General features: G+C 67.4%; 18 protein-coding genes and 1 pseudogene. 13 read left to right on the forward strand and 6 right to left on the reverse strand.

Features of this window, described 5'->3' with window-relative positions:
• Nucleotides 1–4 precede the first annotated feature (4 nt).
• The 4 genes from IPM60_01495 to IPM60_01510 all read right to left on the reverse strand — a co-directional run bounded on the left by IPM60_01495 (nucleotide 5) and on the right by IPM60_01510 (nucleotide 6,367).
• Nucleotides 5–1,879 (reverse strand): SLC13 family permease, encoded by a 1,875-nt coding sequence (locus IPM60_01495; protein MBK8906613.1) that lies wholly within the window; start codon nucleotides 1,877–1,879, stop codon nucleotides 5–7.
• A gap of 113 nt (nucleotides 1,880–1,992) precedes the next feature.
• Nucleotides 1,993–2,493 carry a cyclic nucleotide-binding domain-containing protein gene (locus IPM60_01500; GenBank protein MBK8906614.1) on the reverse strand — a complete coding sequence of 167 codons (501 nt, stop codon included), beginning with the start codon at nucleotides 2,491–2,493 and terminating at the stop codon, nucleotides 1,993–1,995.
• 75 nt (nucleotides 2,494–2,568) lie between these two features.
• Nucleotides 2,569–5,220, reverse strand: coding sequence for an ABC transporter ATP-binding protein (locus IPM60_01505; GenBank protein MBK8906615.1), 2,652 nt, complete (start codon nucleotides 5,218–5,220; stop codon nucleotides 2,569–2,571).
• 10 nt (nucleotides 5,221–5,230) lie between these two features.
• A complete protein-coding gene (locus IPM60_01510; protein ID MBK8906616.1) occupies nucleotides 5,231–6,367 on the reverse strand; it encodes an HAD-IIIC family phosphatase in 1,137 nt (378 codons plus the stop codon).
• Between the two features lie 945 nt (nucleotides 6,368–7,312).
• Between IPM60_01510 and IPM60_01515 the strand changes: the two genes are divergently transcribed.
• From IPM60_01515 to IPM60_01575, 13 genes and pseudogenes are all read left to right on the forward strand, one after another.
• A complete protein-coding gene (locus tag IPM60_01515) occupies nucleotides 7,313–7,894 on the forward strand; it encodes a class I SAM-dependent methyltransferase (protein MBK8906617.1) in 582 nt (193 codons plus the stop codon).
• Between the two features lie 101 nt (nucleotides 7,895–7,995).
• Nucleotides 7,996–9,215: pseudogene (locus IPM60_01520) on the forward strand (hypothetical protein).
• 29 nt (nucleotides 9,216–9,244) lie between these two features.
• On the forward strand, nucleotides 9,245–10,498 hold the full coding sequence (locus tag IPM60_01525) for a glycosyltransferase family 4 protein (protein MBK8906618.1): 1,254 nt from the start codon (nucleotides 9,245–9,247) through the stop codon (nucleotides 10,496–10,498).
• Complete coding sequence (locus IPM60_01530; GenBank protein ID MBK8906619.1) at nucleotides 10,471–11,607, forward strand: glycosyltransferase family 4 protein; 1,137 nt, start codon at nucleotides 10,471–10,473, stop codon at nucleotides 11,605–11,607. The genes IPM60_01525 and IPM60_01530 overlap by 28 nt, the downstream gene beginning before the upstream one ends.
• 2 nt (nucleotides 11,608–11,609) lie before the next feature.
• The gene (locus IPM60_01535; protein ID MBK8906620.1) at nucleotides 11,610–12,794 is read left to right on the forward strand and encodes a glycosyl transferase; all 1,185 of its coding nucleotides are present in this window, start codon (nucleotides 11,610–11,612) and stop codon (nucleotides 12,792–12,794) included.
• 25 nt (nucleotides 12,795–12,819) lie between these two features.
• A complete protein-coding gene (locus IPM60_01540) occupies nucleotides 12,820–13,572 on the forward strand; it encodes a polysaccharide deacetylase family protein (protein ID MBK8906621.1) in 753 nt (250 codons plus the stop codon).
• Entirely contained in the window at nucleotides 13,569–14,099 is a 531-nt protein-coding gene (locus tag IPM60_01545; GenBank protein MBK8906622.1) for a hypothetical protein, read from the forward strand. The genes IPM60_01540 and IPM60_01545 overlap by 4 nt, the downstream gene beginning before the upstream one ends.
• Nucleotides 14,096–15,985, forward strand: coding sequence for an ABC transporter ATP-binding protein (locus IPM60_01550; GenBank protein ID MBK8906623.1), 1,890 nt, complete (start codon nucleotides 14,096–14,098; stop codon nucleotides 15,983–15,985). Before IPM60_01545 ends, IPM60_01550 begins: the two co-directional genes overlap by 4 nt.
• Nucleotides 15,986–16,043: 58 nt before the next feature.
• Nucleotides 16,044–17,966, forward strand: a complete 1,923-nt coding sequence (locus tag IPM60_01555; protein MBK8906624.1) for an ABC transporter substrate-binding protein — start codon at nucleotides 16,044–16,046, stop codon at nucleotides 17,964–17,966.
• 33 nt (nucleotides 17,967–17,999) lie between these two features.
• The gene (locus tag IPM60_01560; protein ID MBK8906625.1) at nucleotides 18,000–18,998 is read left to right on the forward strand and encodes an ABC transporter permease; all 999 of its coding nucleotides are present in this window, start codon (nucleotides 18,000–18,002) and stop codon (nucleotides 18,996–18,998) included.
• A gap of 22 nt (nucleotides 18,999–19,020) precedes the next feature.
• A complete protein-coding gene (locus IPM60_01565; GenBank protein MBK8906626.1) occupies nucleotides 19,021–20,175 on the forward strand; it encodes an ABC transporter permease in 1,155 nt (384 codons plus the stop codon).
• 5 nt (nucleotides 20,176–20,180) lie between these two features.
• Nucleotides 20,181–20,657 carry a hypothetical protein gene (locus tag IPM60_01570; protein ID MBK8906627.1) on the forward strand — a complete coding sequence of 159 codons (477 nt, stop codon included), beginning with the start codon at nucleotides 20,181–20,183 and terminating at the stop codon, nucleotides 20,655–20,657.
• Between the two features lie 92 nt (nucleotides 20,658–20,749).
• Nucleotides 20,750–21,541, forward strand: a complete 792-nt coding sequence (locus IPM60_01575) for a ceramidase domain-containing protein (protein MBK8906628.1) — start codon at nucleotides 20,750–20,752, stop codon at nucleotides 21,539–21,541.
• Here IPM60_01575 and IPM60_01580 read toward each other — a convergent pair.
• Complete coding sequence (locus IPM60_01580) at nucleotides 21,445–22,320, reverse strand: AEC family transporter (GenBank protein ID MBK8906629.1); 876 nt, start codon at nucleotides 22,318–22,320, stop codon at nucleotides 21,445–21,447. The genes IPM60_01575 and IPM60_01580 overlap by 97 nt on opposite strands.
• 37 nt (nucleotides 22,321–22,357) lie before the next feature.
• The gene (pyk, locus tag IPM60_01585) at nucleotides 22,358–23,809 is read right to left on the reverse strand and encodes a pyruvate kinase (GenBank protein ID MBK8906630.1); all 1,452 of its coding nucleotides are present in this window, start codon (nucleotides 23,807–23,809) and stop codon (nucleotides 22,358–22,360) included.
• Nucleotides 23,810–23,894: the final 85 nt, after the last annotated feature.

Below are 23,894 nucleotides of genomic sequence, written 5' to 3' on the forward strand. Positions count from 1 at the left end.
GGGCTTAAAGCCCGTACCACCAGGGGGCGAAGGCGCTGAAGGCGAGCCACATGATGACGATGAGCGGGATGCCGGCGCGGGCAAAGTCGATGAAGCGGTAGTGACCGGGGCCGAGCACGAGCAGGTTGGTCTGGTAGCCGAGCGGCGAGGCGAAGGAGCAGTTGGCCGCGAACACGACGGCGACGGCGAAGGCCTCTGGTGGAACGCCAACCTCGTAGGCGACATCGAGGGCGATCGGCGTGAACAAGACCGCTGCGGTCTTGGTGGTGACCAGGTTCGACAACACGGCGACGGTGAGAAAGAATACCGACAGCACGACGCCCGGGCCGGCGCCATGCATCGCATCGACCATCTGCCGCGCGACGAACTGGGCGCCGCCGGTTTCCTGAAGCGCCACACCCATCGCGAGCGCCGCGCCGATGGTGGTGACGATGCGCGTGTCCACGGCGCGGGCGGCCTGGCGCACGTTGAGCGCCCCTGTGGCCACCACCGCCACGGCGCCGGTCAAGGTAGCGACGACCAGCGACAACAACCCCGCGGCCGCGAGGCCGATGGCGGCGACGAAGATCAACGCCGCCAGCGGCGCGCTCGACTGGGTCGGCAGCTCCTCGGCGGACCACTCGATCAGCACGACCTCGCGGTTGGCCTTGAGGTCGTTGATGTCGGCGGCGTCGCCCTGCACCAGCAATACGTCCCCGGCCTCCATCCGGATATCGGTCATCCTGGTGCGGATCATCCGTGAGCGGCGCTGAATCCCGAGCACCACGCAGCGGGTATGGTTGAAGAACCCGATCTGACGAAGCGTCTGACCCTCGTAGCGGGAACCGGGAGCGACCATGACTTCGGCCATTACCTGCGCGGTGCCGTCCCACGGAAGCCCCCCATCGTCGGCGCGTGCCTTGTCCGCCGGACGCGGCGCCCGCGCCTCGGTCGCGAACTTGGGGTCGATCTGCGCGGTCTTGCGGGACAACGCCTCGGTCAGAGCCTTGCGGGTCGCCGCCACCACCAGCACGTCCCCAGGACGGGCCGCGAACGCCTCGAACGGCGGCAGGATCGCCTCCTCCTCGCGCTGCACCATGCGCACCGTGATGTCGGGCAGGCTGGGAAACATGCCGCCGGGGGCGCCCTTGCCCACCAGCGGCGAGCCGTCGAGGACGGTGAGCTGGGCGATGAACTGTCTGCCGCCGGGTCCCGACAGCAGCCGGTCAGCCATGCTTTCGCGCGCCGGCAGGATGCGCGGCGCCACCCCCATCAAGTAGGCGAGGCCTGTGGCCGCCATGACGAGGCCAGGGATGGTGAAATCGAAAAAACCGAACGGCTCGCCGCCCAACTCGATCATGGCACTGTTGACCAGGAGGTTGGTGGACGAGCCGACCAGGGTCGTCATCCCGCCCAACACCGCGGCGTAGCTCAACGGAATCATCAGCTTGCTCGGCGCTCGTCCAAACCGGGTGGCGAGGCCCTGCATGATCGGGATGAAGATCACCACGACCGGAATGTTGTTGAGAAAGGCGCTGACCGACATCGCCACAAGCAGGACCAGGAGCACCGAGAACCACAGGCTGCCGCGGCCGGCGCGCAACACGATTCGCGCCAGCACGTCCAACACCCCGGCGCGCACCATCGCCTGGCCCATGACCAGCAGCGCGAGCACCGTAACCAGCGCCGGGTTGGCGAATCCCTGCAAAAGCCGCTGACCGTTCAGCAGGTTTTCGCCAGTGGCATCAATGACCGGGAACAAGTGAAAAAAGATCATCAACGCGCAGACGACGCCGATGGACACCACCTCCATCGGCAGCCTTTCCGACGCGTAGAGGGCCAGCGCGCCGATCACCAGCGCGTAGGTCATCCACATCTGGATAGTGGCTTCGATCCCCATTGCTGCGTCAGGTCCGGACGTCGACCCGGAAACCGGCGCAGACGGGCGGCAACGCATTCGGCATGGTCAGGCGGTGCACGTGTCCTCCATCCAAAACATGAATTGCGCGGGAACTATTCGGTTCGGGAGTCGGATCCGGCGGACCCGGAGGATGACGGCCCCGCATGAAGGCGGCTTTCCAGGTGCTGGTAACGCTCGGTCACCCGCGCGATCTTGTCGCTCAACGACCGCATCACCGCAAGGGCAACATCAGGATTTTCGGTCACCAGCTTGAGGAACACGCTTGCATCGATCTTCAATACCTTGAGCGGCGTGGCGGCGCGGATTTTGGCGGTGCGCGGCTGGTTGAGAATGATCGCCATCTCGCCGAACAGATCCTGGCGCTGCAGCCTGCCGACCGTGATTTGGCGCCCGCCCACGGCCGTCAGCACTTCCACCTCGCCCTCGTCTATGATGTAGGCCCCGTCGGCGGGATCGCCTTCCTGGAACAGCTCCTCTCCCGCCTCGAAGGTGAGGTAGGTGCTGGAAAAGGCCAGCAACTTGAGCTTGCTGGGATTGAGCTTGCTGAACAGAGGCAAGCACCGCAAGACGCCGATCGCATCTCCGTACTGCACCACGCTCCTCCCTGCACCGGCCCCGCCGCGGTTGCGCCCGTAACGGTCAAGACCCTGACGCCGTTCAGGAACGGATCACACGTCGCCTTGCGGCGAAGCCAGCCGCAACGGCGGCTCGGCCTGATCCGAACGAAGGTCCTTCTGGCCGACGATCTTGCCGTTCTCCATCGCGATCACCCGATCGAAGCCGGGCAGGTCCGGCTCTTCGCTGGACGTCCACACCAAGCCGGCGCCGTCCAGTGCCTCGATCACGTTGGTCATGATCACCTTTTGGCTTCTCGGGTCAAGGGCGGCCATGGCCTGGTCGACCACCAGGAGGTCGGGCCGCTTGAGGAGGCTGCGCGCGAGGGACAGCTTCTGGCGCTGCGCCGCCGACAGCCGGCTGCCGCCGATGCCGACCGGACATGCGAGGCCGAGCTCGATGATGGCGCGCCGGAGGTCGAGGGCGTCGATGACTTCCGCCATGAGATCGCCGACGACGCGCTGGCTTTGCGGCCGGCCATAGACCAGGCGCCCGAACAGTATGTTGTCCTGCACCGACGCGGCGACGTTGAAGTGGTTGGCGTCGAAGAACGCGACTGCATCGCGCAGCTCCGACGGCAGGCCGGCGGCGAACGCGCGCCGCGCCTCCAGCAATCTCTGCTCGCCCTCCGCATCGAGCAGACCCAGCCGGTGGCGCGCCGGCACCAGCGGGAACGGGACGGACAACAGCCTCTGGCGATCCTCGGCGCCAAGGCCGCTGATCCCGCCGATGTCGGCGCGGCGGATGATCGCCTCGAACTCCGGAATCGCCTCGGCGCTGACGAAACTGAAGCGGGCGAAAATCTCGTCCCCCGGCTGCACGTCGCGGAACAGGTCGACCATGATGCGCGCCGCCTGGAGGCCGATGTCGATGAACGCGTCCACCAGGCCGACCTGTTTCAGCACCGACAGCATGTACGGGTTTTTCGCGATGTGCTGCAGATCGAAGACTTCCCCGACCGGCGTGCCGAACAGGATGTTCTCGGCGATCGACATGTTGAAGTTGAAGCGCTCGTAGTCAAACGGCTCGAGCAGGTCGCGGTAGGCCGGCGCCTGCAGCCGTTCGCGCAGCAGGAAGCGAGCCTCCAGGATTCTGACGGAGAGGTCGTGGTGGATTTCGGGATCGACCGTGCTGTGGGCGCCGAACAGAAATAGATCGCGGTCGAGTTGCACCGTTTCAAGAACGTGGATGGTGCGGTCGAGCAGGCCCGCCGCGTCTGCCACGCCGGCAGCCGCATAATCGACCCAATCGGCGTCGGGATCGCTGTCGGTATTGCCGGCCTCGCGTGCTTCCCGCACGTATTTCTCCCACGCCGCCCGCCGTTCGCCATCACCGTGTGTCACCGGCGCGATCGGCTGGTGGCGGAGGCCGTACTCCAGATTATCGCGCAACGAGCCGAAGAACAATGTGACGCCGGCGCCGACATAGCCGATGCGGCGCCCAGTGACCGCCTGCGGCAGCGACGCCAGATCGACGCCGCCGACCCGGATGCTGCCAGCGCTCGGCGTCAACAGTCTCGCCAATAGCTTGGCGACGGCGGAGGTGCCGGCACCCTCGGGACCCACAAGCGCCACCCGTTCGCCGATGTCGAAATTGAACGTCGCGCCGTCGACCACCTTCAGGCCGCCTTCCTCCTCCAGAGTCAAATTGGAGCAGACGACAGAGCCAGCGAGACACGATACCGGCGCTTCGTGGCGCGCCTGCAGGGACTCGGGAAGCATTCCGGCCGGCTGGAACTGCTCGATGATCTGCTCGTATTTGATGCGGCTGTCTTCTTTCAGTTGATACCAGCTCAGCAACTCCTTCCAGGGCGATGACAGATCCTTGTAGGCGGCGAGCACGGCGACCAAAGCGCCGAACGTCAACTGACCCGTTATGACCAGATATCCGCCAATGGAAAAGAAGAAAAAAGGTGTGAGCTGGCTGACCATGTTGTTAATGAATTTAATGAGAAATTTCTTCTTATATATTTTATAGCGAATATTGTAGATGGTGCCGAGCCATCGCGCGATGTCGGCCCGCTCCAGCTCTGCCGTGTCATGGGCATGGACATCCTCGATACCGTCGACGACTTCTCCAAGACGCTCCGACAACTTGCGGACGGTGCGAACACGTTCTTTTGCCAGCGCGTTGATCTGCCGTTGCAGCTTGGGGATGACGTACGCCTGCACCGGGATGAGGGAGATGGCGGCGAGTCCCAGGATGGGGTCCTGCACAAACATGAACGCCAGGATGGTGAGCATGGTGCCGCCCTCGAACGCGGGCAGCGCGACGGCGTCGCCGATGAAGCCGCCGAGCGGCTCGACCTCGGCGGTGCTCATGGCGATGATCTCGCCCTGGGAGGTCTTGCGGAAGTGGGGGAGCGGAAAGCGCAGCACCGCCGAAAACAGCTGGTAGCGAAGCCGCCGCAGCATGCGTTCGGCAAGAACGCCTTTGTAAAGGTTGACGTAATAGCGTAGCGCGAACCGCCCCAGCACCATCAACAGAAACCCGAAGCACAAGATCAGAAGATAATCGACCTGAGCAAACGGGACGCCGGCGAGAGGCTTGGGGAAATCGGTGGAGCCGATCGCCTCGTTGACGATGACCTTGGGAAGCTCCAGCGACGCGTAGAGGAACGGAAACGAGACGAACGTGAGGGCGACGAGAAACACCTGCTGACGCAGGCTGTAGCGATAGATGAACTTGAAGATGCTCGGTTCCATGGCGGGTGCTTCAGGCGAGCGTCGTCGCGCTCGGGCGTTGGTCTGCGGGCCCCGCCCAATCATCGGCGATGACGCGGATCACGTCGGACTGCAGATCATGGTGCGTCACGTCCAAAATGAAGCCCGCGCCGTCGACATCCCCCGCGCCGTCACAATCCAAGCGGAAGCCGAGATCCTCCAGCGCCTGGCGCGCCGGTGCGTTGCGGGCAGTCGGGCGGAAACGCACCCACAGCCGCTCCGGCCGCGGCGCAGTGCTGGTGATCAGGTGGGCGAAAACGGCGCGCTCGAGGCCGCGCCCCTGAACACGACAGGACAGCATGAGGTCCTCGATCCTGAGGGTGGCGCCCAGCCGCGCAACGACCGCGACACCGATGGTTCCATAGTCACCGAACCGGTCGCGGCAGGTCATGACGCAGATGCGGAAACAGGAGTCCCTCACCAGCCTGAGGATATCATCGCGACCGTAATGGCGACCGGAGAAGTTGAGCTGATTGGTCCGCTGGATCAGCTCGGCGGTCCTGTCCAGGTCCTTGGACGCGAAAGTCCTGGCCGAAAGTTCGATGTCGCACGACCGGAGAAACGCCCCGTAATCGTGGCTGGACTGCTTCCGCACCGCGTTGCGCGCCATCTCGTCCCGGTAATACTGCCGACGCCGCGCGGCATCGACGCTGTCGCTGCCACGGAAGCGCGGGTGATCGAGGATCGCCTCCATCTCCGCGGCGTCGAAGGCCACGACCTCCGGGCAGGCGGCGGCGACTTCGGCGCGCTCGAACGGATTGTCGTCAACGAAGGCGAAGGCGTCGAGCCCGAGATTGAGGTGATCCGCGATGCGGGCGATGCCGATGCTTTTCGGCTGCCAGCCGATCTGCGGGTGCAGGAACAGGTCATCAAGACCCATACGGATCAGTTGCTCCCAGGCGCTCCCATAGTCGTTCTTGCTGGCAAGGCTGAGGAGGATGCCGCGGCGGTCCAGCTCGCGCAGAACCCGCTCCACCCCCGGCCGCAGCCGTGGGCGGTCGCCGTGCAGCAGTACGCCGGTCCACAGCGTGTCGTCGAGGTCGAAGACGACGCACTTGACCTGGTTGGCGACCCCCGGAGCGGCCGCTTCCCTGCCATCCTCGATAACGAAATCGCAAGCAAGAAACACCAGCCGCACCGCCTCGTCGCCGGCCGGCAGCAGGGCTACCTTTGAACGGCAGTCCCGAAGCGACGATGGCCTCGAAGCCGGTGCTCTCGATCCGGTGGCACGTGTAGCCGGGAGCGAGGCGAAGCGTCGCCAGCAACGGCGGCGGCGCCTCGGATGGGTGTTGCGGCGGCAGAAGCGTGGCAAGCCGCATCACCACCTGCAGATCGACCGGCGCTACGCCCGGATTGTAGACCTCGATCAGAAACGCCTGCGGCCGGCGGGGTGGCGAACCGCGGCGGTGCAGGCGGCGGGCGATTTTGCGCGGCTCCGGCAGGTCGGGCTGCCATCGCGGGTTGTCGGTGAGGCGGGCGGCCAGGCTGCCGATCCACCGCGCCAGCCGGCGCTTCAGCGCCAGCGCCCGCTCCCGCCGCAGCACCGCCGCCGCCGGTTCCATCCAGACGTTGCCGTCGGCCTCCAGCTTGCCCCACCGCTTGAACGCCACCTCGGCGCCGTACCCGCGGAACGAGCGATAGCGCCGATTCTTGAAGATGCCGTAGGTGAACCGCCGACAACGGCCATCCGGACGGGGTGCGAACAGCGCGCAACTGGTGTAGCAGTCCGGATCGGCGCATTCGACGCAGTGCTCGCTCCACCACAGGAACGACAGCTGCGTGACGCGGGAGGTCGAGCGATACGTCGCCAGCGGCGGCTCGCTCCCGCGTTCACGCAGCGCACGCTGGACCTGGTCGAACTCGAACACGGTGGCATCCGGGCAGGTTTTTGCGGAGCATACTTCAACCCCGCCCGCCGCACGACCGCCTTTCATCGATGTTTCAAAATCGTGATGGCGAGGCTGCCCGCACGGCAGGCGCCGCACAATGAAGGGGACCGGATTCGACATCGCCATCTGCAGGCCCTATCAGGGGCCCACACAGCGTTGAAGAATTTGCCCCGATGTCCGCCGCCATGCCTTTGCCGACTTCGCCGCTTCGTTACGTGGGCGATCTGTCGCGGAATGACGCAGCCTGTCTGGCGGAGCTGGCGGGACGGCATCGGCGCATCATCGAGTTCGGCGTTGGCGCGTCGACCCAGATCTTCGCACAAACTGGTGGGGTCGGCGCCACCATCGTCAGCCTCGACCGGGCGGCGGTGTGGATCGAGCGCACCCGCGTCATCGTCGACTTGCTGGCGCCCGAGTCCGCTGTAAGGTTCGTGCACTTCGAGAGGCTTTCCGTGCTGGACGCCTTCCAGGACAGCGCCTTCGACCTGATCTTCGACGATGGCGACGATGATCTGCGTCTGGAGTTCGCGCTCGCCGCGTGGCGCCTGCTCGCGCCGGGCGGGTTGCTGGTCCTGCACGACACCCGCCGGCCCCGCGACATCGGCAACGCGTTGACCGTGGCGGCGCGCTTCTACCGGGAGATCGGGCGCATCGACGTCAATCCAGACGATACCAACCTCACCATCACTCACAAGACGGAGGCGCGGCCTATGGCAGCGCAGCCGGAGCGTTCGCCGGAGCGGCGGCACAAGACCCCGCCGCGGTGACAATCCAACAATAACGGCGCGATTTGTCGCTGTAGTTGTTTCCGTCTGGCGCGTTGGCGTTTACCATGCGGGCGAAGGGACGTGTCGGGAGGGGAGGGGTCATGGCACGAGGCAGCGGCCACCGCCGGCTCCTGATCTACAGCCATGACTCGTTCGGGCTCGGCCACCTGCGGCGCTGCCGGACCATCGCCCACGCGCTGGTGGATCACCGGCCGGATCTGTCGGTGCTGATCCTTTCGGGATCGCCGATCATCGGCAGCTTCAGCTTTCGGAGCCGCGTCGATTTCGTGCGGGTGCCGGGGGTCATCAAGCTGCGCCGCGGCGACTACACGCCCCTCAACCTGGAAATCGGCATCGAACAGACGCTGCGCCTCCGCGCCTCGATCATCCGCCATACCGCCGCCGCCTTCGCACCCGATGTGTTTCTGGTCGACAAGGAGCCGCTCGGGCTGCGCGGCGAGGTGGGCGCGACGCTTTCCATGCTGAAGGCGCGGGGCACGCCGCTGGTCCTCGGGCTGCGCGACATCATGGACCAGCCCGACCTGCTGTCCGAAGAATGGCAGCGCAAGAACGCCGTCCCGGCGTTGAGCAAGCTCTACGATCACATCTGGATCTACGGCCTGCCCGAAATCTGCCATCCGCTCGCCGGGGTGCCGCTGCCGGCGGATGTCCACCGCAAGATCCGCTTCACCGGTTATCTCCGCCGTTCCGCGCCGCCGTCGCCGCGGGTGGCGCCGGACGCCGTGGGCGTCATGGACGACCCCTATATCCTGGTCACCACGGGCGGCGGCGGCGACGGTGCGGAGGTCGTCGACTGGGTGCTCAGCGCCTACGAGCACGACCGGAACTGCCGCACCGCGCCATCGTCGTCTTCGGCCCGTTCATGCTGTCCTCCATCCAGGCCGGTTTCATGGAGCGGGTGGCGCGGCTCGACAAGGTGTCGGCCATCACCTTCGACGCCAACATCGAGCTGCTGATGGCCGGCGCCGCCGGCATCGTCGCCATGGGCGGCTACAATACGTTTTGCGAGATCCTGTCGTTCGACCGGCCGGGCTTGATCGTGCCGCGCACGGTGCCGCGCCTGGAACAGTACATCCGTGCCGCCCGCGCCGAAGCGCTCGGGCTGGCGCGCATGCTGCCGATCGACGACGACCGCGATCCGGCGCGCATGGCGGCGGCGATCCGCGCCCTCCCCGGCCAGCCGCGACCGTCGGAGGTCCGCATCCCGGGGCTGCTTGACGGCCTCGCGGAGATCAACGGCATGGTCGACGACTGGTTGGACGGGCGAGCGGGCGCGGCCTCGCGGCGCGCCGCCGGGTAGGACCGGCGCCCGTGCAGACCGCCATCGCAATCGTCCTCAAGGGCTATCCCCGCCTCTCCGAAACGTTCATCGCCCAGGAAATCCTCGCCTTGGAGCGGTTGGGCCTCGACCTTCGCCTTTATTCCCTGCGCCACCCCACCGACCCGCACGTCCACCCCATCCACCGCGACATCCGGGCGCCGGTGCGCACCCTGCCGGAGTATCTGCATGATCAGCCGGAGCGGGTCCACACCGCGTGGCGCGCGGTGCGGGGCCGCTTTGGCTACCGGCGGGCGCGGGCGGCGTGGCTCCGCGACCTCGCCCGCGACCGGAGCCGCAACCGCATCCGCCGCTTCGGACAGTCGCTGGTGCTGGCCCACGAGATGCCGGCGGAAGTCGGCTGGCTGCACGCCCATTTCCTTCACACGCCGGCGTCGGTCACCCGCTATGCGGCGATGATCCTGGACCTGCCGTGGAGCGTCTCCGCCCATGCCAAGGACATCTGGACGACGCCGGAGTGGGACAAGCGCGACAAGCTTGCCGAGTGCCGCTGGGCGGTCACCTGCACGCGGGCCGGCGCCGACCACCTGGCCGCATTGGCGCCGACGGCGGAGCGGGTCGACCTGGTGTATCATGGGCTCGACCCCGCGCGCTTTCCGCCGCCGCCAGCCGCTGCTCCCTGCCTCCGCAACGGGGGCGACGCGAGCGACCCGGCGGTGCTGCTGTCGGTCGGCCGCGCCGTCGCCAAGAAGGGCACCGACGTGCTGCTCGCGGCGCTGGCCCGGCTGCCGGAGGATGTGCATTGGCGGCTGGACCACATCGGCGGGGGGCCGCTGCTCGCGGACCTGCAGCGCCTGGCGCAGCGGCTTGGGATCGGCGGGCGTGTGCGGTGGCTGGGGCCGCAGCCCCACGACGTGGTGCTGGAACGGTTCCGCGCAGCCGACGTGTTCGCGCTTGCCTCCCGCGTCGCGGCGGACGGTGACCGCGACGGTCTCCCCAACGTGTTGATGGAGGCGCAGAGTCAGGGGCTTGCATGCGTGTCGACCACCGTCTCGGCAATCCCCGAGCTGATCACCGACGGCGAAAACGGGCTCCTGGTGCCGCCCGACGACGCCGCGTCTCTCGGTCACGCGATCGAGCGGTTGATCCGGGCGCCGATGCTGCGCCGCCGCCTCGGGCGGGCCGGGATGGAGCGGGTGCGGTCGCGGTTCACCCTGGACGCCGGCATTGCTCGCCTGGCGCGCCGATTCGGAATTGCAGCCAGCGAATCCCCGCCATGCGCATCGCGTTCTACGCGCCCTTGAAACCGCCCGATCATCCGACGCCGTCGGGAGAGCGCACGATGGCGCGGCTGTTGATGGCGGCGCTGTCGGCGGCGGGATGCAAGGTCGAGCTGGCGGCACGGTTCCGAAGCCTGGATGCGAGCGGCGACGGCGATCGTCAGCGGCGCATCGCGGCGCTCGGCGGGCGCGTGGCCGGGCGTCTGGTCGCCCGCTACCGCCGCCGGCCGCCGGCGGAGCGGCCGCAGACGTGGTTCACCTATCACCTCTACCACAAGGCGCCGGATTGGCTGGGACCGGCGGTGAGCCGGGCGCTCGGCATCCCCTACGTGGTGGCGGAAGCGTCCCACGCGGAGAAACAACGGCGCGGACCCTGGTCCGCGGGTCATGCCGCCGCGGCCAAGGCGATCGTTGCCGCCGATCTTGTCGTGGGCCTAAACAGCAGCGATGGCGACGGCCTCCGACCGCTGCTCGCGGATCCGGCGCGGCTGCAGTCGCTGAAACCGTTCATCGACGCACGCCCGTTTGCGCGCGCCGCACGGGACCGGGACCGACACCGGGCGGCGCTGGCGGCGCGGTTGGGGACAGCGGCGACGGAACCCTTGCTGCTGACTGTGGCGATGATGCGTCCCGGCGCCAAACGATGCTCCTATCGCGTCCTCGGACGGGCCTTGCGCCGCATCGGCGATAGGCCGTGGCGGCTGATCGTGGCCGGTGACGGCCCGGCGGCCGATGATGCCGGCGCGGCGCTGGCGCCCCTCGGCGCGCGGGCGATCCAACTCGGACGGGTCGATGAAGCCGCACTGCCGGCGCTCTATGCAGCGTGCGATCTCTATGTCTGGCCGGCGGTGGGCGAGGCGTACGGGCTGGCGTTGCTGGAAGCCGAGGCCGCCGGCCTCCCGGTGGTCGCCGGCAACACCGGCGGGGTTCCGGACGTCGTCACCGATAAGGAAACCGGACTGCTCGTGCCGGTCGGCGATGCGGAAACCTTTGCAGACGCGGTGGCGTCTCTGCTCGACGATGCAGTACGGCGCCGGGCAATGGGAAAGCGCGCCGCCGAGCGGGTGCGCCGGGACCACGACCTGCCGGGGGCGGCACGGAAGCTCGGTGGTCTGCTTGAGGGATTGATCTAGCGATGGGCGCGCGCGTGATGTTCTACGTCCAGCATGTGCTGGGCGTCGGCCACCTGAAGCGGGCGTCGATCATTGCTCAAGCGATGGTGGACGCGGCGCTAGAGGTTACGGTGGTGCTGGGCGGGATGGATGTTCCCGGGATCGACTTCGACGGCTGCGCCCGCATCCGCCTGCCGGCGATCCGGGCCGCCGACGGGACATTCAGCTCGCTGGTGGACGAGCACGGCCGGACGGTCGACGACGCCCTCAGGGACGCGCGGATGGCGCGGCTGTTGGTCGAGTTCGAGGCTTTGCATCCCGACGTGCTGCTGATCGAGCAGTTTCCGTTCGGCCGCCGCCAGTTCCGCTTCGAGTTGCTGCCGCTTCTCGAAGCGGCGCGGACCGCGGCGCCGCGTCCGCGGGTGCTGTGCTCGCTTCGCGACGTGCTGGTGGCGAAGGCCGACCCGGAGCGCCGCCGCGACATGGTCGCCCTCGCCCGACGCTGGTTGGACGGCGTGCTGGTTCATGGCGACCCGGGCTTGTTGCGCCTCGAAGACACGTTTCCCGAAGCCGCGGAGATCGCGTCGATGATCCGCTATACCGGCTACGTCGCCGCGCACCCGTCGGCGGGCGCAATCCGCGGCAGCCGGGCCGGCGTGGGCGAGGTCATCGTGTCGGCCGGCGGCGGCGCCGTCGGGGCGCCGCTGTTGCAGGCGGCGCTGGCCGCGCGTCCGCTATCCGTGCTCGCCGACCGGCCATGGCGGCTGATAACCGGCCCCAACCTTCCGGATGCAGACTTCGCTGCGCTGGCGTGGGATCCGCCGGCAGGGGTGGTGGTGGAACGCTGGCGGGACGACATGCCGACGGTGCTCCGCAACTGCGTCGTCAGCATCTCCCAAGGCGGCTACAACACGGTCATGGACATCCTGCAGGCTGGGGCACGGGCGGTAATCGTGCCGTTCGCGGCGAAGGACCAGACCGAGCAGGCGTTCCGGGCGCGAACGCTTGCTGCACAGCGGGCGATCATTATGCTGGAGTGGAAGATGCTGGAGCAAGGGGCGGCGGGCCCGGCAGAGGTGGCGCAGGAATTGGCGCAGGCGATCGGACGGGCGCTGACGATGCAACCGAGGTCCGCCGCCGTCGACATGAATGGCGCGCGGGAGACGGCGCGAGCCGTTGCCGCCTGCGCCGCACAGGCGCCTTTCTGAGCGGGCGCGGACCGGGCGGAGACGGATGGATCCTTGGCAGGCGCTGCACGATGAACTGGACGCCTGGAGCCGGGACGGGCGGACGGCCACCCTGTGGTGGCGGGACGATGACGCGACGCGGGCGACGCCGGCGCTGCGGCGCCTGTTGGGCCTCAGCAGCGACACCGGCACGCCGGTTGCCCTCGCCGTGATCCCCCGCGACATCGACGGGACGCTCGGCGCGGCGATCGGGGAGCATCCGCAGGCGGCGGCGCTTCAGCACGGCTGGGCGCACGCCAACCATGCACCGTCGGACCAGCGCCAGGAGGAATACGGCCCGGATCGGCCGCGGGCGGCGATCATGGCGGAACTGGCCGAGGGCTGGCGGCGGATCTCTCAATTGCCCGGCGGCCTCCCCGCCTTCGTCGCGCCTTGGAACAGGATGGACGACGACCTGCTCCCGGACCTGCCCTCCGCGGGGCTCGCCGCCGTCTCGACCTTGGGGCCGCGCGGCACGGCGGAGCCGGCGCCGGGGGTGCGGCGCACCAACGTGCACGTGGACATCATGGACTGGCAGGGCGGCGGCTTCGCCGGCGACGGGCGCGCCATCGAGCAGGTGCTGGATCACCTTGCGACGCGGCGGTGCCGCGACGTGGACCCGGACGAGCCAACCGGTCTGATGACCCACCACGGCTACCACGACGAGGCGTGCTGGCGCTTCATCGAGGAACTGCTGCGGGCGACCTGCGCCCATCCCGCCGCCCGCTGGGTGACGGCCCGCGAGGCGTTTTGGCCGTGAGCATACACCGCTACGGCGCGGACGCGGTGATCGCCGACTACGCGCGGAGCGGCGCCGGCCTCGCCATCACCCTGGGACCGCTGGTGGCGGTGCCGACGGCGCCGGCGGCGACGGTCCTGCTCGGTCTGGGCGCCGCCGTGTTCGCGCTGTTCGGCGGGACGACAGTGGTGCGCCACCTGACCCGCATCGAGGTGGACGACGACGGCGTGCACGTGCGCGGCCCGCGTGGCGGCGACGTGGCGTGGCGGTCGCTCCGCGCCGTGCGTCTGGCGTACTACTCGACGCGGCGCGATGGGGGCAACGGCTGGCTGCAGTTGACCTTGCACGGCGGTCGGCGGCGGCTTCGCGTCGATTCCCGCATCGCCGATTTTCACGGACTGGCGACTCGTGCCGCCGCCGCCGCCGGCGCCCAGGGAGTCGCCCTCGACGCAGCGACCGCCTTCAACTTCCGGGCGATGGGGATTGCGACTGCCGCGGCCGCTCCCGGTCCGGCTCCCGTCATCGCCATGGCGGCGAGCGCGGAATGAGCAACCTCATCGAGATCCGCGATCTCAGCGTCGAGTTCCGCACCCAGGCCGGGCCAATTCAGGCGATCGACGGGCTTAGCCTCCGCATCCGGCCGGGAGCGACGGTGGCGCTGGTCGGCGAATCCGGCTCCGGCAAGTCGGTCACCGCTCAGGCTATCCTGGGCATTCTGCCGCGCACGGCGCGCATCTCCGGCGGCCAGATCCTGATGCGGGATCCGGCGCCCGTCGATCTGGCGGCGCTCGATCCGGCCAGCGACCAGTACCGGGCAATCCGCGGCAACCGCATCTCGATGATTTTCCAGGAGCCGATGACGTCGCTGTCGCCGTTGCACACGATAGGCAACCAGATCAGCGAGGCCTTGTTTCTTCATCGCCGGATGAGCCGGAGCGATGGCCGGCAAGCCACCATAGACATGCTCGACATGGTCGGGTTCCCCCAGCCGCGCCGGGCCTACGACACCTATCCGTTCGAATTGTCGGGGGGGCTCCGCCAGCGGGCGATGATCGCGATGGCGCTGATCTGTCATCCGGCGCTATTGATCGCCGACGAGCCGAGCACCGCCCTCGACGTGACGATCCAGGCGCAGATCCTCAAGCTGATCCAGGACCTGCAGGCGGAACTGCAGATGGCGCTCTTGATCATCACCCACGACCTCGGCGTCGTCGCCAACGTCGCCGAAGAGGTGGTGGTGATGTACAACGGCCGGGTGGTGGAAAGCGGCACGCTCCACGACATCTACGGAAACCCGCGACATCCCTACCTCAAGGCGCTGCTCAAGGCGGTGCCGCACTTCGACATGAAGCGCGGCGAGCGGCTGACCCCGCTCCGCGAGATCAGCCAGGACGCCGGCCGGCGGCTGATGGACAACGGCAACGCGGGGCTCCGCCCGGCGGCGGCGACAGACCCGCCGCTGCTCGAAGTCCGCGGCCTCAGCAAGAGGTTTACCCACCGCAAGCAGAGCGGAATGTTTCGCACCGGCCGCGTCACGACGCACCTGGCCGTCGATGATGTCAGCTTCAGCGTACCGCGCGGGACCTGTCTCGGACTCGTCGGGGAAAGCGGCTGCGGCAAGACCACGGTCAGCAAGCTGGTCATGCGCGCCATCGAGCCGGACGCCGGCACGGTGACCTACAACGGCGATGACGGCCCGATCGACGTGCTGGCGCTGCAGGGCAAGGCGCTGACCCGGTTCCGCCGGCGCATCCAGTATGTGTTCCAGGACCCGTTCGGCTCCCTCAATCCGCGCATGCCGGTCCTCGACATCGTCAGCGAGCCGCTGGTGATCCACGACATCGGCGACCGCGACTTTCGCCGGGAGATGGTGGTGGAGTTGATGGAACTGGTCGGGCTCGAAAAGACGCACCTCAACCGCTACCCGCACAGCTTCTCCGGAGGCCAACGCCAGCGCATCGGCATCGCCCGGGCGCTGGCGCTGCGCCCGGAGCTTTTGATCTGCGATGAGCCGGTTTCGGCGCTCGATGTCTCGGTGCAGGCGCAGATCCTCAATTTGCTCAAGGATCTCCAGGCCGCGCTGGGACTGACCTATCTGTTCATCTCGCACAATCTTGCCGTCGTCGACTACATGGCCGACCACATCGCGGTGATGTGCGCCGGGCGCCTGGTCGAGCTGGCGCCGCGGGAAGTCTTGTTCCGCAACCCGGTGCATCCCTACACCCGCGCCCTTCTCGCCGCGGTTCCATACCCCGACCCCGAGCGCCGCCTCGACTTCGCGGCGCTGATGGATGGTCGGGCGTCCGACCCACACGCGTGGCCACCGCCGTTCAATGTCGACGCGGGCGGCATGGAGGGGCTGTTTGATCTGGGCGACGGGCACCGCGTGCGGGCGCATTCGGCACCCGCGGGCGGCGCGGACGTGGTACCATGAGGCCAAGCAGGACGAACAAGGCCAACAAGCCGCATGAAGGGGGCAGAAGGCCATGTCCATGACCAGGCTCTTGAAGGAGGTGCGGCTCTTGCAGTTCTGCGGGAGGGCGTTGCTGGCTGTTCTGTCTCTGTGGATGAGCGCCGGCTTGGCTGGCGCGGGTGCGGAGGAGCCGCCCATTTTCGCGGAGCGCGTCGCGGCCGGTGAGTTGCCGCCCTTGGCGGAACGTCTGCCGCAGACACCGTCGGTAGTCCCGTTGGCAGCGCTCGGCAAGACCTCTGGCCGCTACGGCGGCGAACTGCGGACGCTGATGGGGCGGGAGCAGGACACCCGCATGCTGGTCGTCTACGGCTACGCCCGGCTGGTCGGCTATGGGCCGGACTGGATCCTCACGCCGGATATTCTGGAAAGCCTTGAGGTCGAAGAGGATCGCCGATTCACGTTCCATCTGCGTCCGGGCCACCAATGGTCCGACGGACACCCGTTCACGGCCGAGGATTTCCGTTATCATTGGGAGGACGTGCTTACCAATGCGGAAATGTCGCCGGGCGGGCTGCCGGCGTTTCTGCGGGTCGACGGGGCGGGGCCGCGTTTCGAGGCCGTCGACGAGACGACCGTCCGCTACACCTGGGACAAGCCCAACCTCTACTTCCTGCCGGTCCTGGCCGGAGCCCGGCCGGAGTATCTCTATCAGCCGGCCCACTACCTGAAGCAATTCCACGCCCGCTACGCGGAGCCGGACGCTCTGAACCGGCGCATCGCGGAGGCTGGACAGCGCAATTGGGTGGCGCTTCATTTCCGCAAGGCGCAACAGTACAAGAACGACGATCCGGACCTGCCGACCTTGCAGCCGTGGCGGATCGTGACCCGTCCACCCTCCAACCGGTTTCTGTTCGAGCGCAACCCCTACTACCACCGCATCGATGAGGAGGGCCGGCAACTTCCGTACATCGACACCGTCACCGTCGCGGTGGTGAGCGCCAAGCTGATCCCGGCCAAGGCGGCGGCCGGGGAGACGGATCTGCAGGCGCGTGGCCTCGGGTTCGAGAACTACACTATTCTCAAACAAGGCGAGGAGCGCCACAACTACACGGTGGCGCTGTGGCCGACGGCGGCCGGCTCCGAGATGGCGCTCTACCCGAACCTGACGGTCGCCGATCCGGTGTGGCGCGAGGTGCTGCGCAACCCCGATTTTCGGCGGGCGTTGTCGCTCGCCATCGATCGCCACGAAATCAACCAGACGATCTATTACGGCCTCGCCGATGTCGGCGGCAATACGGTGCTGCCGGACAGCCCGCTGTTCGATCCGGATTTCCCGGCGCGGTGGACCACGTACGACCCTGCCCGCGCCAACACGATGCTGGACGCCATCGGCCTCACCCGCCAGGGGGACGGTCTCCGCCAATTGCCGGACGGGCGGCCCGCCGACATCGTCGTCGAGACCGCCGGCGAAAGCGCGACCGAGATCGACGTTCTGCAATTGGTCCGAGATTCCTGGGCGCAAATCGGCATCCGCCTGCACATCAAGCCGTTGCAGCGGGAGGTGTTCCGCAATCGCATCTTTGCGGGCGCGACCGTCATGTCGGTCTGGAAGGGCCTGGAAAACGCCCTGCCGACGCCGATCATGGCGCCGCACGAACTGGCGCCGACCAACCAGATGCAGCTGCAGTGGCCGCAGTGGGGGCAGTACGCCGAAACCTCGGGCCAGGCCGGCGAGGCGATCGACCTGGAACCGGCGAAAGCGCTCGACGATCTGCATCAAGCCTGGGAGGCGGCAACTGACGTCGAGGCGAAAACCGCGATCTGGCAGGAGATGCTCGACATCTACTCGGACCAGGTGTTCAGCATCGGCATCGTGCGCGCCGTGCCGCAACCGGTCGTAATCAGCAAGCGCCTGCAGAACGTGCCCAAGACCGGTGTCTACAACTGGGAGCCGGGAGCGCACTTCGGCATTCACCGCCCGGACACGTTCTGGTTCCAGTAGGGCCGTGGACGACAGGGACAGCGCGGGGGGTCGATGCTGAGCTACCTGAGCCGGCGCCTGTTGACCATGCTGCTGACGCTGCTCGTCATCAGTTTGTTGATCTTTATCATCATTCAGCTTCCGCCGGGGGATTACCTTTCCAGCCACATCGCCGAACTGCAGAGCCAGGGCGAACTCGTTCCCGTCGAGCGCATCGAGTTCCTCCGCCGTCAGTACGGGCTCGATCGGAGCATGTTCGAGCAGTACTTCTTCTGGTTGTTCGGCCTCATCCAGGGCGACCTCGGCTACTCGTTCGAGCACAACCTGCCCGTCGCCGAGCTGGTCGGCGACCGGCTGTTCCTGACCCTGGTGCTCAACTTCGTTACCATCCTGTTCGTCTACGTCGTGTCGTTCCCGATCGGCGTCTATTCCGCGACCCATCAATACAGTTGGGGCGACCACGGACTGACGCTGATCGGCTTTCTCGGTCTGGCGACGCCGAACTTTCTGCTCGCCCTGATTTTGATGTACCTCGCCAACGTGTGGTTCGGGACCTCCATCGGCACCCTGATGGACCCGCAGTATGTGAACCAGCCGTGGTCCATCGCCAAGGCGCTGTCGGTGCTGGAGCACCTGTGGGTGCCGGTGCTGGTGATCGGCACCTCGGGCACCGCCGGCATGATCCGGCGGCTCAGCGCCAACTTGCTCGACGAACTGCAGAAGCAGTACGTGGTCACCGGACGCGCCAAGGGCCTGCCGCCGGGGCGCCTGCTCATCAAGTATCCCCTTCGCATGGCGCTCAATCCGTTCATCGCCGACATCGGCAACCTGATCCCGCAGATCGTCTCCGGCTCGGTCATCGTTTCGGCGGTGATGTCGCTGCAGACCACGGGGCCGATGCTGCTGCAGGCCCTGCAGAGCCAGGACATGTACCTAGCCGGATCGTTCCTGATGTTCCTCGCGGTGCTGACGGTCATCGGCATGTTCGTCTCCGACGTGTTGCTGGCGATGCTGGACCCTCGCATCCGCCTCACCGGGACAGCAACGCAATGAGAGCGCGGCGAGCGAGCGCCCAATGAACGAACGGCTGCCACACTTCGTCTCCGACGCGCCCTTTGACGCGCAAGAGGTCGAGCGCCTGACGCCCGAGCAGGAGCGTTACTACCTGGCGTCGCAATGGAAGATGATCTGGTGGCGGTTTCGCCGTCACAAGGTCGCGGTGGTCGCGGGGATCCTCCTGTTGGCGTCTTACGCGACGATTCTGATCACCGAATTCCTGGCCCCCTACAACCTGCACACCCGCCACACGAATTATATCTATGCGCCGCCGCAGATGATCCACCTGTTCGACGACGGCGCCTTCGTCGGTCCGTTCGTCTATGGGCTGGACTTCAAGCTCAACATGGAAACCCTGCAGCGCGAATACCGGACCGACACGGACACGATCCACCGCCTCCGCTTCTTCTGCTCGGGCGATTCCTACATGTTCTGGGGCCTGATCCCGGGTGACCTGCACCTTATCTGCCCGGCCGAACGCGGCACCCTGTTCATATTCGGGACCGACCGCCTGGGCCGCGACATGGCGTCCCGCATGCTGTACGGCGGCCGCATCTCGCTGACCGTCGGGCTGATCGGCATTCTGATCAGCTTCACCCTCGGCATCACCATCGGCGGAACCGCCGGCTACTTCGGCGGCTGGGTCGACAACGTGGTGCAGCGCCTGATCGAGATCATCCGCTCGCTGCCGGAACTGCCGCTGTGGATGGCGCTCTCGGCGGCTCTGCCGGTGACGTGGAGCCCCATCCTGATCTATTTCGGCATCACCATCATTCTTGGACTCCTGGACTGGCCGGGACTGGCGCGCGCCGTCCGCTCCAAGCTTCTGGCGCTTCGCGAGGAGGATTTCTGCCAGGCCGCGCGGCTGATGGGGGCGGCGCCGACGCGGATCATCGGCCGCCACCTGTTGCCGAACTTCATGTCGCACCTGATTGCGTCCGCGACCTTGTCGGTGCCGTCGATGATCCTAGGGGAGACCGCGTTGAGCTTCCTGGGGTTGGGCCTGCGCCCGCCGGTGACGAGCTGGGGGGTGTTGCTGACCGAGGCCCAGAACATCGAGGCGGTCGCCCTCTACCCGTGGCTGATCCTGCCGATGTTCCCGGTGATCGTCACGGTGTTGACCTTCAACTTCCTCGGCGACGGCCTTCGCGACGCCGCCGATCCTTACGATTAGCGGACATGCCATCGACGAAGACCGGCCAAGCGCTCGTTCATGGCGCCGACCCCGCGGCCCCTGCGGTGCGGCCGTGGATCGCGGCGGCGACGGACGTGCGTCATCTGCATCCGGACGACGATACCTGCGGCCTCCCGGCCGATGTCGACGCGGAAAGCGTCGACGTTATCGTTGATGCCGGGCCGTTGGAGCGCCGGCTCATCTTCGCTGTGTGGGCGTGGCCGCGTCTCGCGGTCGGCGGGCGGCTCGTGCTCGTGGCGGCCGGGAGCGCGCGCGCCATCGGCATCACCTTCGCCGTCGCTCTCCAGGTGTTCCGTGAACTCGACCGCATCGACATCGTGCCCGACGGCGCGGATGTGGCGATCCTCCGCAAGTGCGGGCCGAAGCCGTACGCGAATTGGAACCGGGTCGAAGGCCGAGCGTCCTGGCAAGTCGGCGACGACGACTTGGTTGCCACGCTCGAGCGCCTCGGCGCCGCATAACAGCCCATTGCAGTGAACGCGCCGCTGCCGGCGCTCGGCCTCGATCGCGACCGCAATGAGAGATTTGGAATGACGCAAGTGTCGAAAAGAAAATGACATCATCCGACTCAGTCCGCACCACCATCTTTGCCTACTGCGAGCGGGGGGTGGACCCGGGGTTGTCGGCGGAGCCGCTGAACGCCGCCAGCAACCTTGCGTTCATCGTCGCAGGTGCGGCGTTGCTCCATGCCATGGTGACCGGGCCGGCTCAGGCGCGGCGGGCGGTGCCGTTGGGACTGGCGGGGCTGGTGATGCTGATCGGCGTCGGCAGTTTCCTGTTCCACACCACCGCCAGCCGGTGGGCGGCGATCGCCGATGTGGCGCCGATAGGCGTGTTTATGATCGTGTATTTCGCGTTCGCGCTCCGGGTGTTCGCGCGGCTCCCGGTGCTTTGGGTCGTGCTGCTGACCGCGGGCTTCATGGTGGCCTTGTGGGCGGCTCCGCAGGTGCGCTGCGGCCCGAACGTTCTGATGCCGGTCGCCGGCGGCGGCCGCGCCTGCCTCAACGGCTCGGTCGGTTACATGCCGGCGCTAATCGCGCTGCTCGGGATCGGCGGCTGGCTGGCGGTGCGGCGCCATCCGGCCGGGCGGGTGCTGATCGCCGCCGGCGCCGTCTTCGCGGTGTCGCTCACCTTTCGCACCCTCGACCGGACCCTCTGTCAGCAAACGGTCGTCGGCACGCACTTTCTTTGGCATCTGCTCAACGCGCTCATGCTGTATTTCCTGACCCGCGCAGCGCACCGCCACGTCTACAGCACGAACCACAGCAGCAGCGGCAGGGTGGCGAAGGAGAGGGCGGTGGAGAGGACGACGAGGCCCGCGACCTCCTCCGGCGATCGCCCGTAGCGTTGCGCGAACAGGTAGTTGAAGACGGCCGCCGGCATCGACGCCTGGATGATGAGGACGCCCCGGGCCGGCCCTTCCAGGCCGAGCAACCAGGCGAGCGTCACGCCGACGGTGAACCCCAGGGCGAGACGCAGCATCGCGAGGCCGAGGCTGACCGGCAGGCGCTGCACGCCGAGGCGGCCGAGCGAGACGCCAAGCGCTATCAGCATTGTCGGGATGGTGATGCCGCCGAGCAGCTTGGTGGTATTGGTGATCCACGCCGGTGGCGTCGTGCCGCTCGCCATGAACACCAACGCAGCGGCGACGGCATAGAGCACCGGAACCTGCGCGAGGCGGCGGAGCGATGCGTGCCCGGAAACGATGGCGACGCCGGCGGTGAAGTGGGTCGCCGAGTTGACGCAGAACACTGCGATCGCCAAGCCGAGTCCCACTTCTCCGAACGCGAGGAAATTGAGCGGCAACCCCATGTTGCCGGTGTTGGGCCACATCAACGGCGGCAGGTAGGAGCGGAGCGGAAGCCCCGCGACCTTGAGGACGGCTGCGCTGACCAGCCCGCAAACGATCAAGGCCGCGACGGCGGCACCCGCCATGGTCGCAAAGGCTGCGCCGCCGACGGTGAGGGTGGCGAGCGTGTGGAATACCAGGCACGGCGCCGCGATGTTGGTGACCAGGGTGGTGACGAACTCCGTCTCGAAGGCGCGGCCCACCCGCGTCCAGCCGTAGCCGATCCCGGCGCACACGAACACCGGCGCGACGATGGCGAATAGATCGCTCAGCATTCTTTCCGGAGCCTGGCGCCGTCAGCGGCGCATCGGCCTACACTTGCCCGGGCGCATGCGCCGCGGCGTCCGCTTCATCGACCTCGACCACGTGCAGCATGTTGGTGTGGCCCGGCACCATGAGCGGCGTTCCCGCCGTCACCACCAGGCGGTCCCCGGCCTCGGCGAAGCCCTCGCGGAGCGCGATCCTCACCGCCGCGGCGATCATCTCGTCGATGTTGTCGAACGGGGCGACCTCGAGCGCGTAGACGCCCCAGGCGAGGGTGAGGCGGCGGGCGGTGCGCGGGTTCGGGGTCAGCGCCAGGATCGGCATCGGCGGGCGTTCCCGCGAAACGCGAACGGTGGTCGAGCCGCTGGCGGTGAAGGTGACGATGGCCGCCGCCGGCGCCGTTTCCGCCACCTGACGGGCGGCGCTGGTGATCGACGCCGATGTGGAGGTTTCCGGGACCGTCCGGGTGGCGTCCATCATCGCCCGCTGCAGGGTGTCGGACTCGACGCGCCTGATGATGCGGCTCATCATCGCCACCGCCTCCACCGGATAACGGCCGACCGCGGTTTCCGCGGATAGCATGACGGCGTCGGCGCCGTCGTACACCGCTGTCGCCACGTCGGAGGCCTCGGCGCGCGTCGGCATCGCCGAGTCGACCATGGAGTCCAGCATCTGCGTCGCGACGATGACCGGCTTGCCGGCGCTGCGGCAGGCGCGAATGATGCGTTTCTGCAGAACCGGCACATCCTCCGGCTGCATCTCCACACCCAGGTCACCGCGCGCCACCATGACGCCGTCGGCCAGATCGACGATCGGCGCGAGCTGGCGCACCGCGGACGGTTTCTCCAGCTTGGCGATCAGGTGGGCGCGGCCGTCGATCAGCCTCTTGGCTTCCTCCAGATCAGATGGATGCTGCACGAACGACAGAGCCACCCAACTGATCCCGAGACTTAAAATGAATTCCAGGTCAATCCGGTCCTTCGACGTGAGCGGCGAGAGGCTGAGCACCGCGTCGGGAAGATTGACGCCTTTGTGGTCGGAGAGGAAACCGCCGTTGACGACGCGGGTGGCGGCGAAGTTCGGGCCGCAGTCACTTACCTGCAGGGTGATCTTGCCGTCATCGAGCAACAAGGTGGTGCCGGGCTTCAGGGCCTCGAACACCTCCGGGTGAGGCAGAGTTGCCCGCCGCTCGTCCCCTGGCATGTCATCGAGATCAAGGCGGAATGCCGCACCCGACTGAAGGTGCACCGGCCCGTCGGCGATGGCGCCGATGCGGAGCTTCGGCCCCTGGAGGTCGGCGATGATGCCGATCGGGCGGCCGTGCGTGCTCTGCAACTCGCGGATGATGCGGAACCGCTCGGCGTGCTCGTCATGGCTGCCGTGGCTGAAATTGAGGCGGAACACGTCGGCGCCGGCCTCGAACAGGCGATCGATGGCCTCCTTCGAGCTGGTTGCCGGTCCCAGAGTGGAGACGATCTTGGCATGGCGCTGGCGTCGCATGGCCGGGACGATACCCATCCACAGGCAGCAGCGCCAGACGTTTCATTGTCCGGAGCAAGGAAAAATTGCTTGATATCAGCTTATG

This window comes from Rhodospirillales bacterium, from assembly GCA_016710335.1.
Lineage (GTDB): Bacteria > Pseudomonadota > Alphaproteobacteria > Rhodospirillales > Defluviicoccaceae > JADJXQ01.

What these genes read in the sequence shown, in the direction of transcription:
- IPM60_01495 (MBK8906613.1), bottom strand. Translation starts at nt 1,879, where the DNA reads ATGGGGATCGAAGCCACTATCCAGATGTGGATGACCTACGCGCTGGTG.
- IPM60_01505 (MBK8906615.1), bottom strand. Translation starts at nt 5,220, where the DNA reads ATGGAACCGAGCATCTTCAAGTTCATCTATCGCTACAGCCTGCGTCAG.
- IPM60_01515 (MBK8906617.1), top strand. Translation starts at nt 7,313, where the DNA reads ATGCCTTTGCCGACTTCGCCGCTTCGTTACGTGGGCGATCTGTCGCGG.
- IPM60_01530 (MBK8906619.1), top strand. Translation starts at nt 10,471, where the DNA reads ATGCGCATCGCGTTCTACGCGCCCTTGAAACCGCCCGATCATCCGACG.
- IPM60_01535 (MBK8906620.1), top strand. Translation starts at nt 11,610, where the DNA reads ATGGGCGCGCGCGTGATGTTCTACGTCCAGCATGTGCTGGGCGTCGGC.
- IPM60_01540 (MBK8906621.1), top strand. Translation starts at nt 12,820, where the DNA reads ATGGATCCTTGGCAGGCGCTGCACGATGAACTGGACGCCTGGAGCCGG.
- IPM60_01550 (MBK8906623.1), top strand. Translation starts at nt 14,096, where the DNA reads ATGAGCAACCTCATCGAGATCCGCGATCTCAGCGTCGAGTTCCGCACC.
- IPM60_01555 (MBK8906624.1), top strand. Translation starts at nt 16,044, where the DNA reads ATGACCAGGCTCTTGAAGGAGGTGCGGCTCTTGCAGTTCTGCGGGAGG.
- IPM60_01560 (MBK8906625.1), top strand. Translation starts at nt 18,000, where the DNA reads ATGCTGAGCTACCTGAGCCGGCGCCTGTTGACCATGCTGCTGACGCTG.
- IPM60_01565 (MBK8906626.1), top strand. Translation starts at nt 19,021, where the DNA reads ATGAACGAACGGCTGCCACACTTCGTCTCCGACGCGCCCTTTGACGCG.
- IPM60_01570 (MBK8906627.1), top strand. Translation starts at nt 20,181, where the DNA reads ATGCCATCGACGAAGACCGGCCAAGCGCTCGTTCATGGCGCCGACCCC.
- IPM60_01575 (MBK8906628.1), top strand. Translation starts at nt 20,750, where the DNA reads ATGACATCATCCGACTCAGTCCGCACCACCATCTTTGCCTACTGCGAG.
- IPM60_01580 (MBK8906629.1), bottom strand. Translation starts at nt 22,320, where the DNA reads ATGCTGAGCGATCTATTCGCCATCGTCGCGCCGGTGTTCGTGTGCGCC.
- pyk (MBK8906630.1), bottom strand. Translation starts at nt 23,809, where the DNA reads ATGCGACGCCAGCGCCATGCCAAGATCGTCTCCACTCTGGGACCGGCA.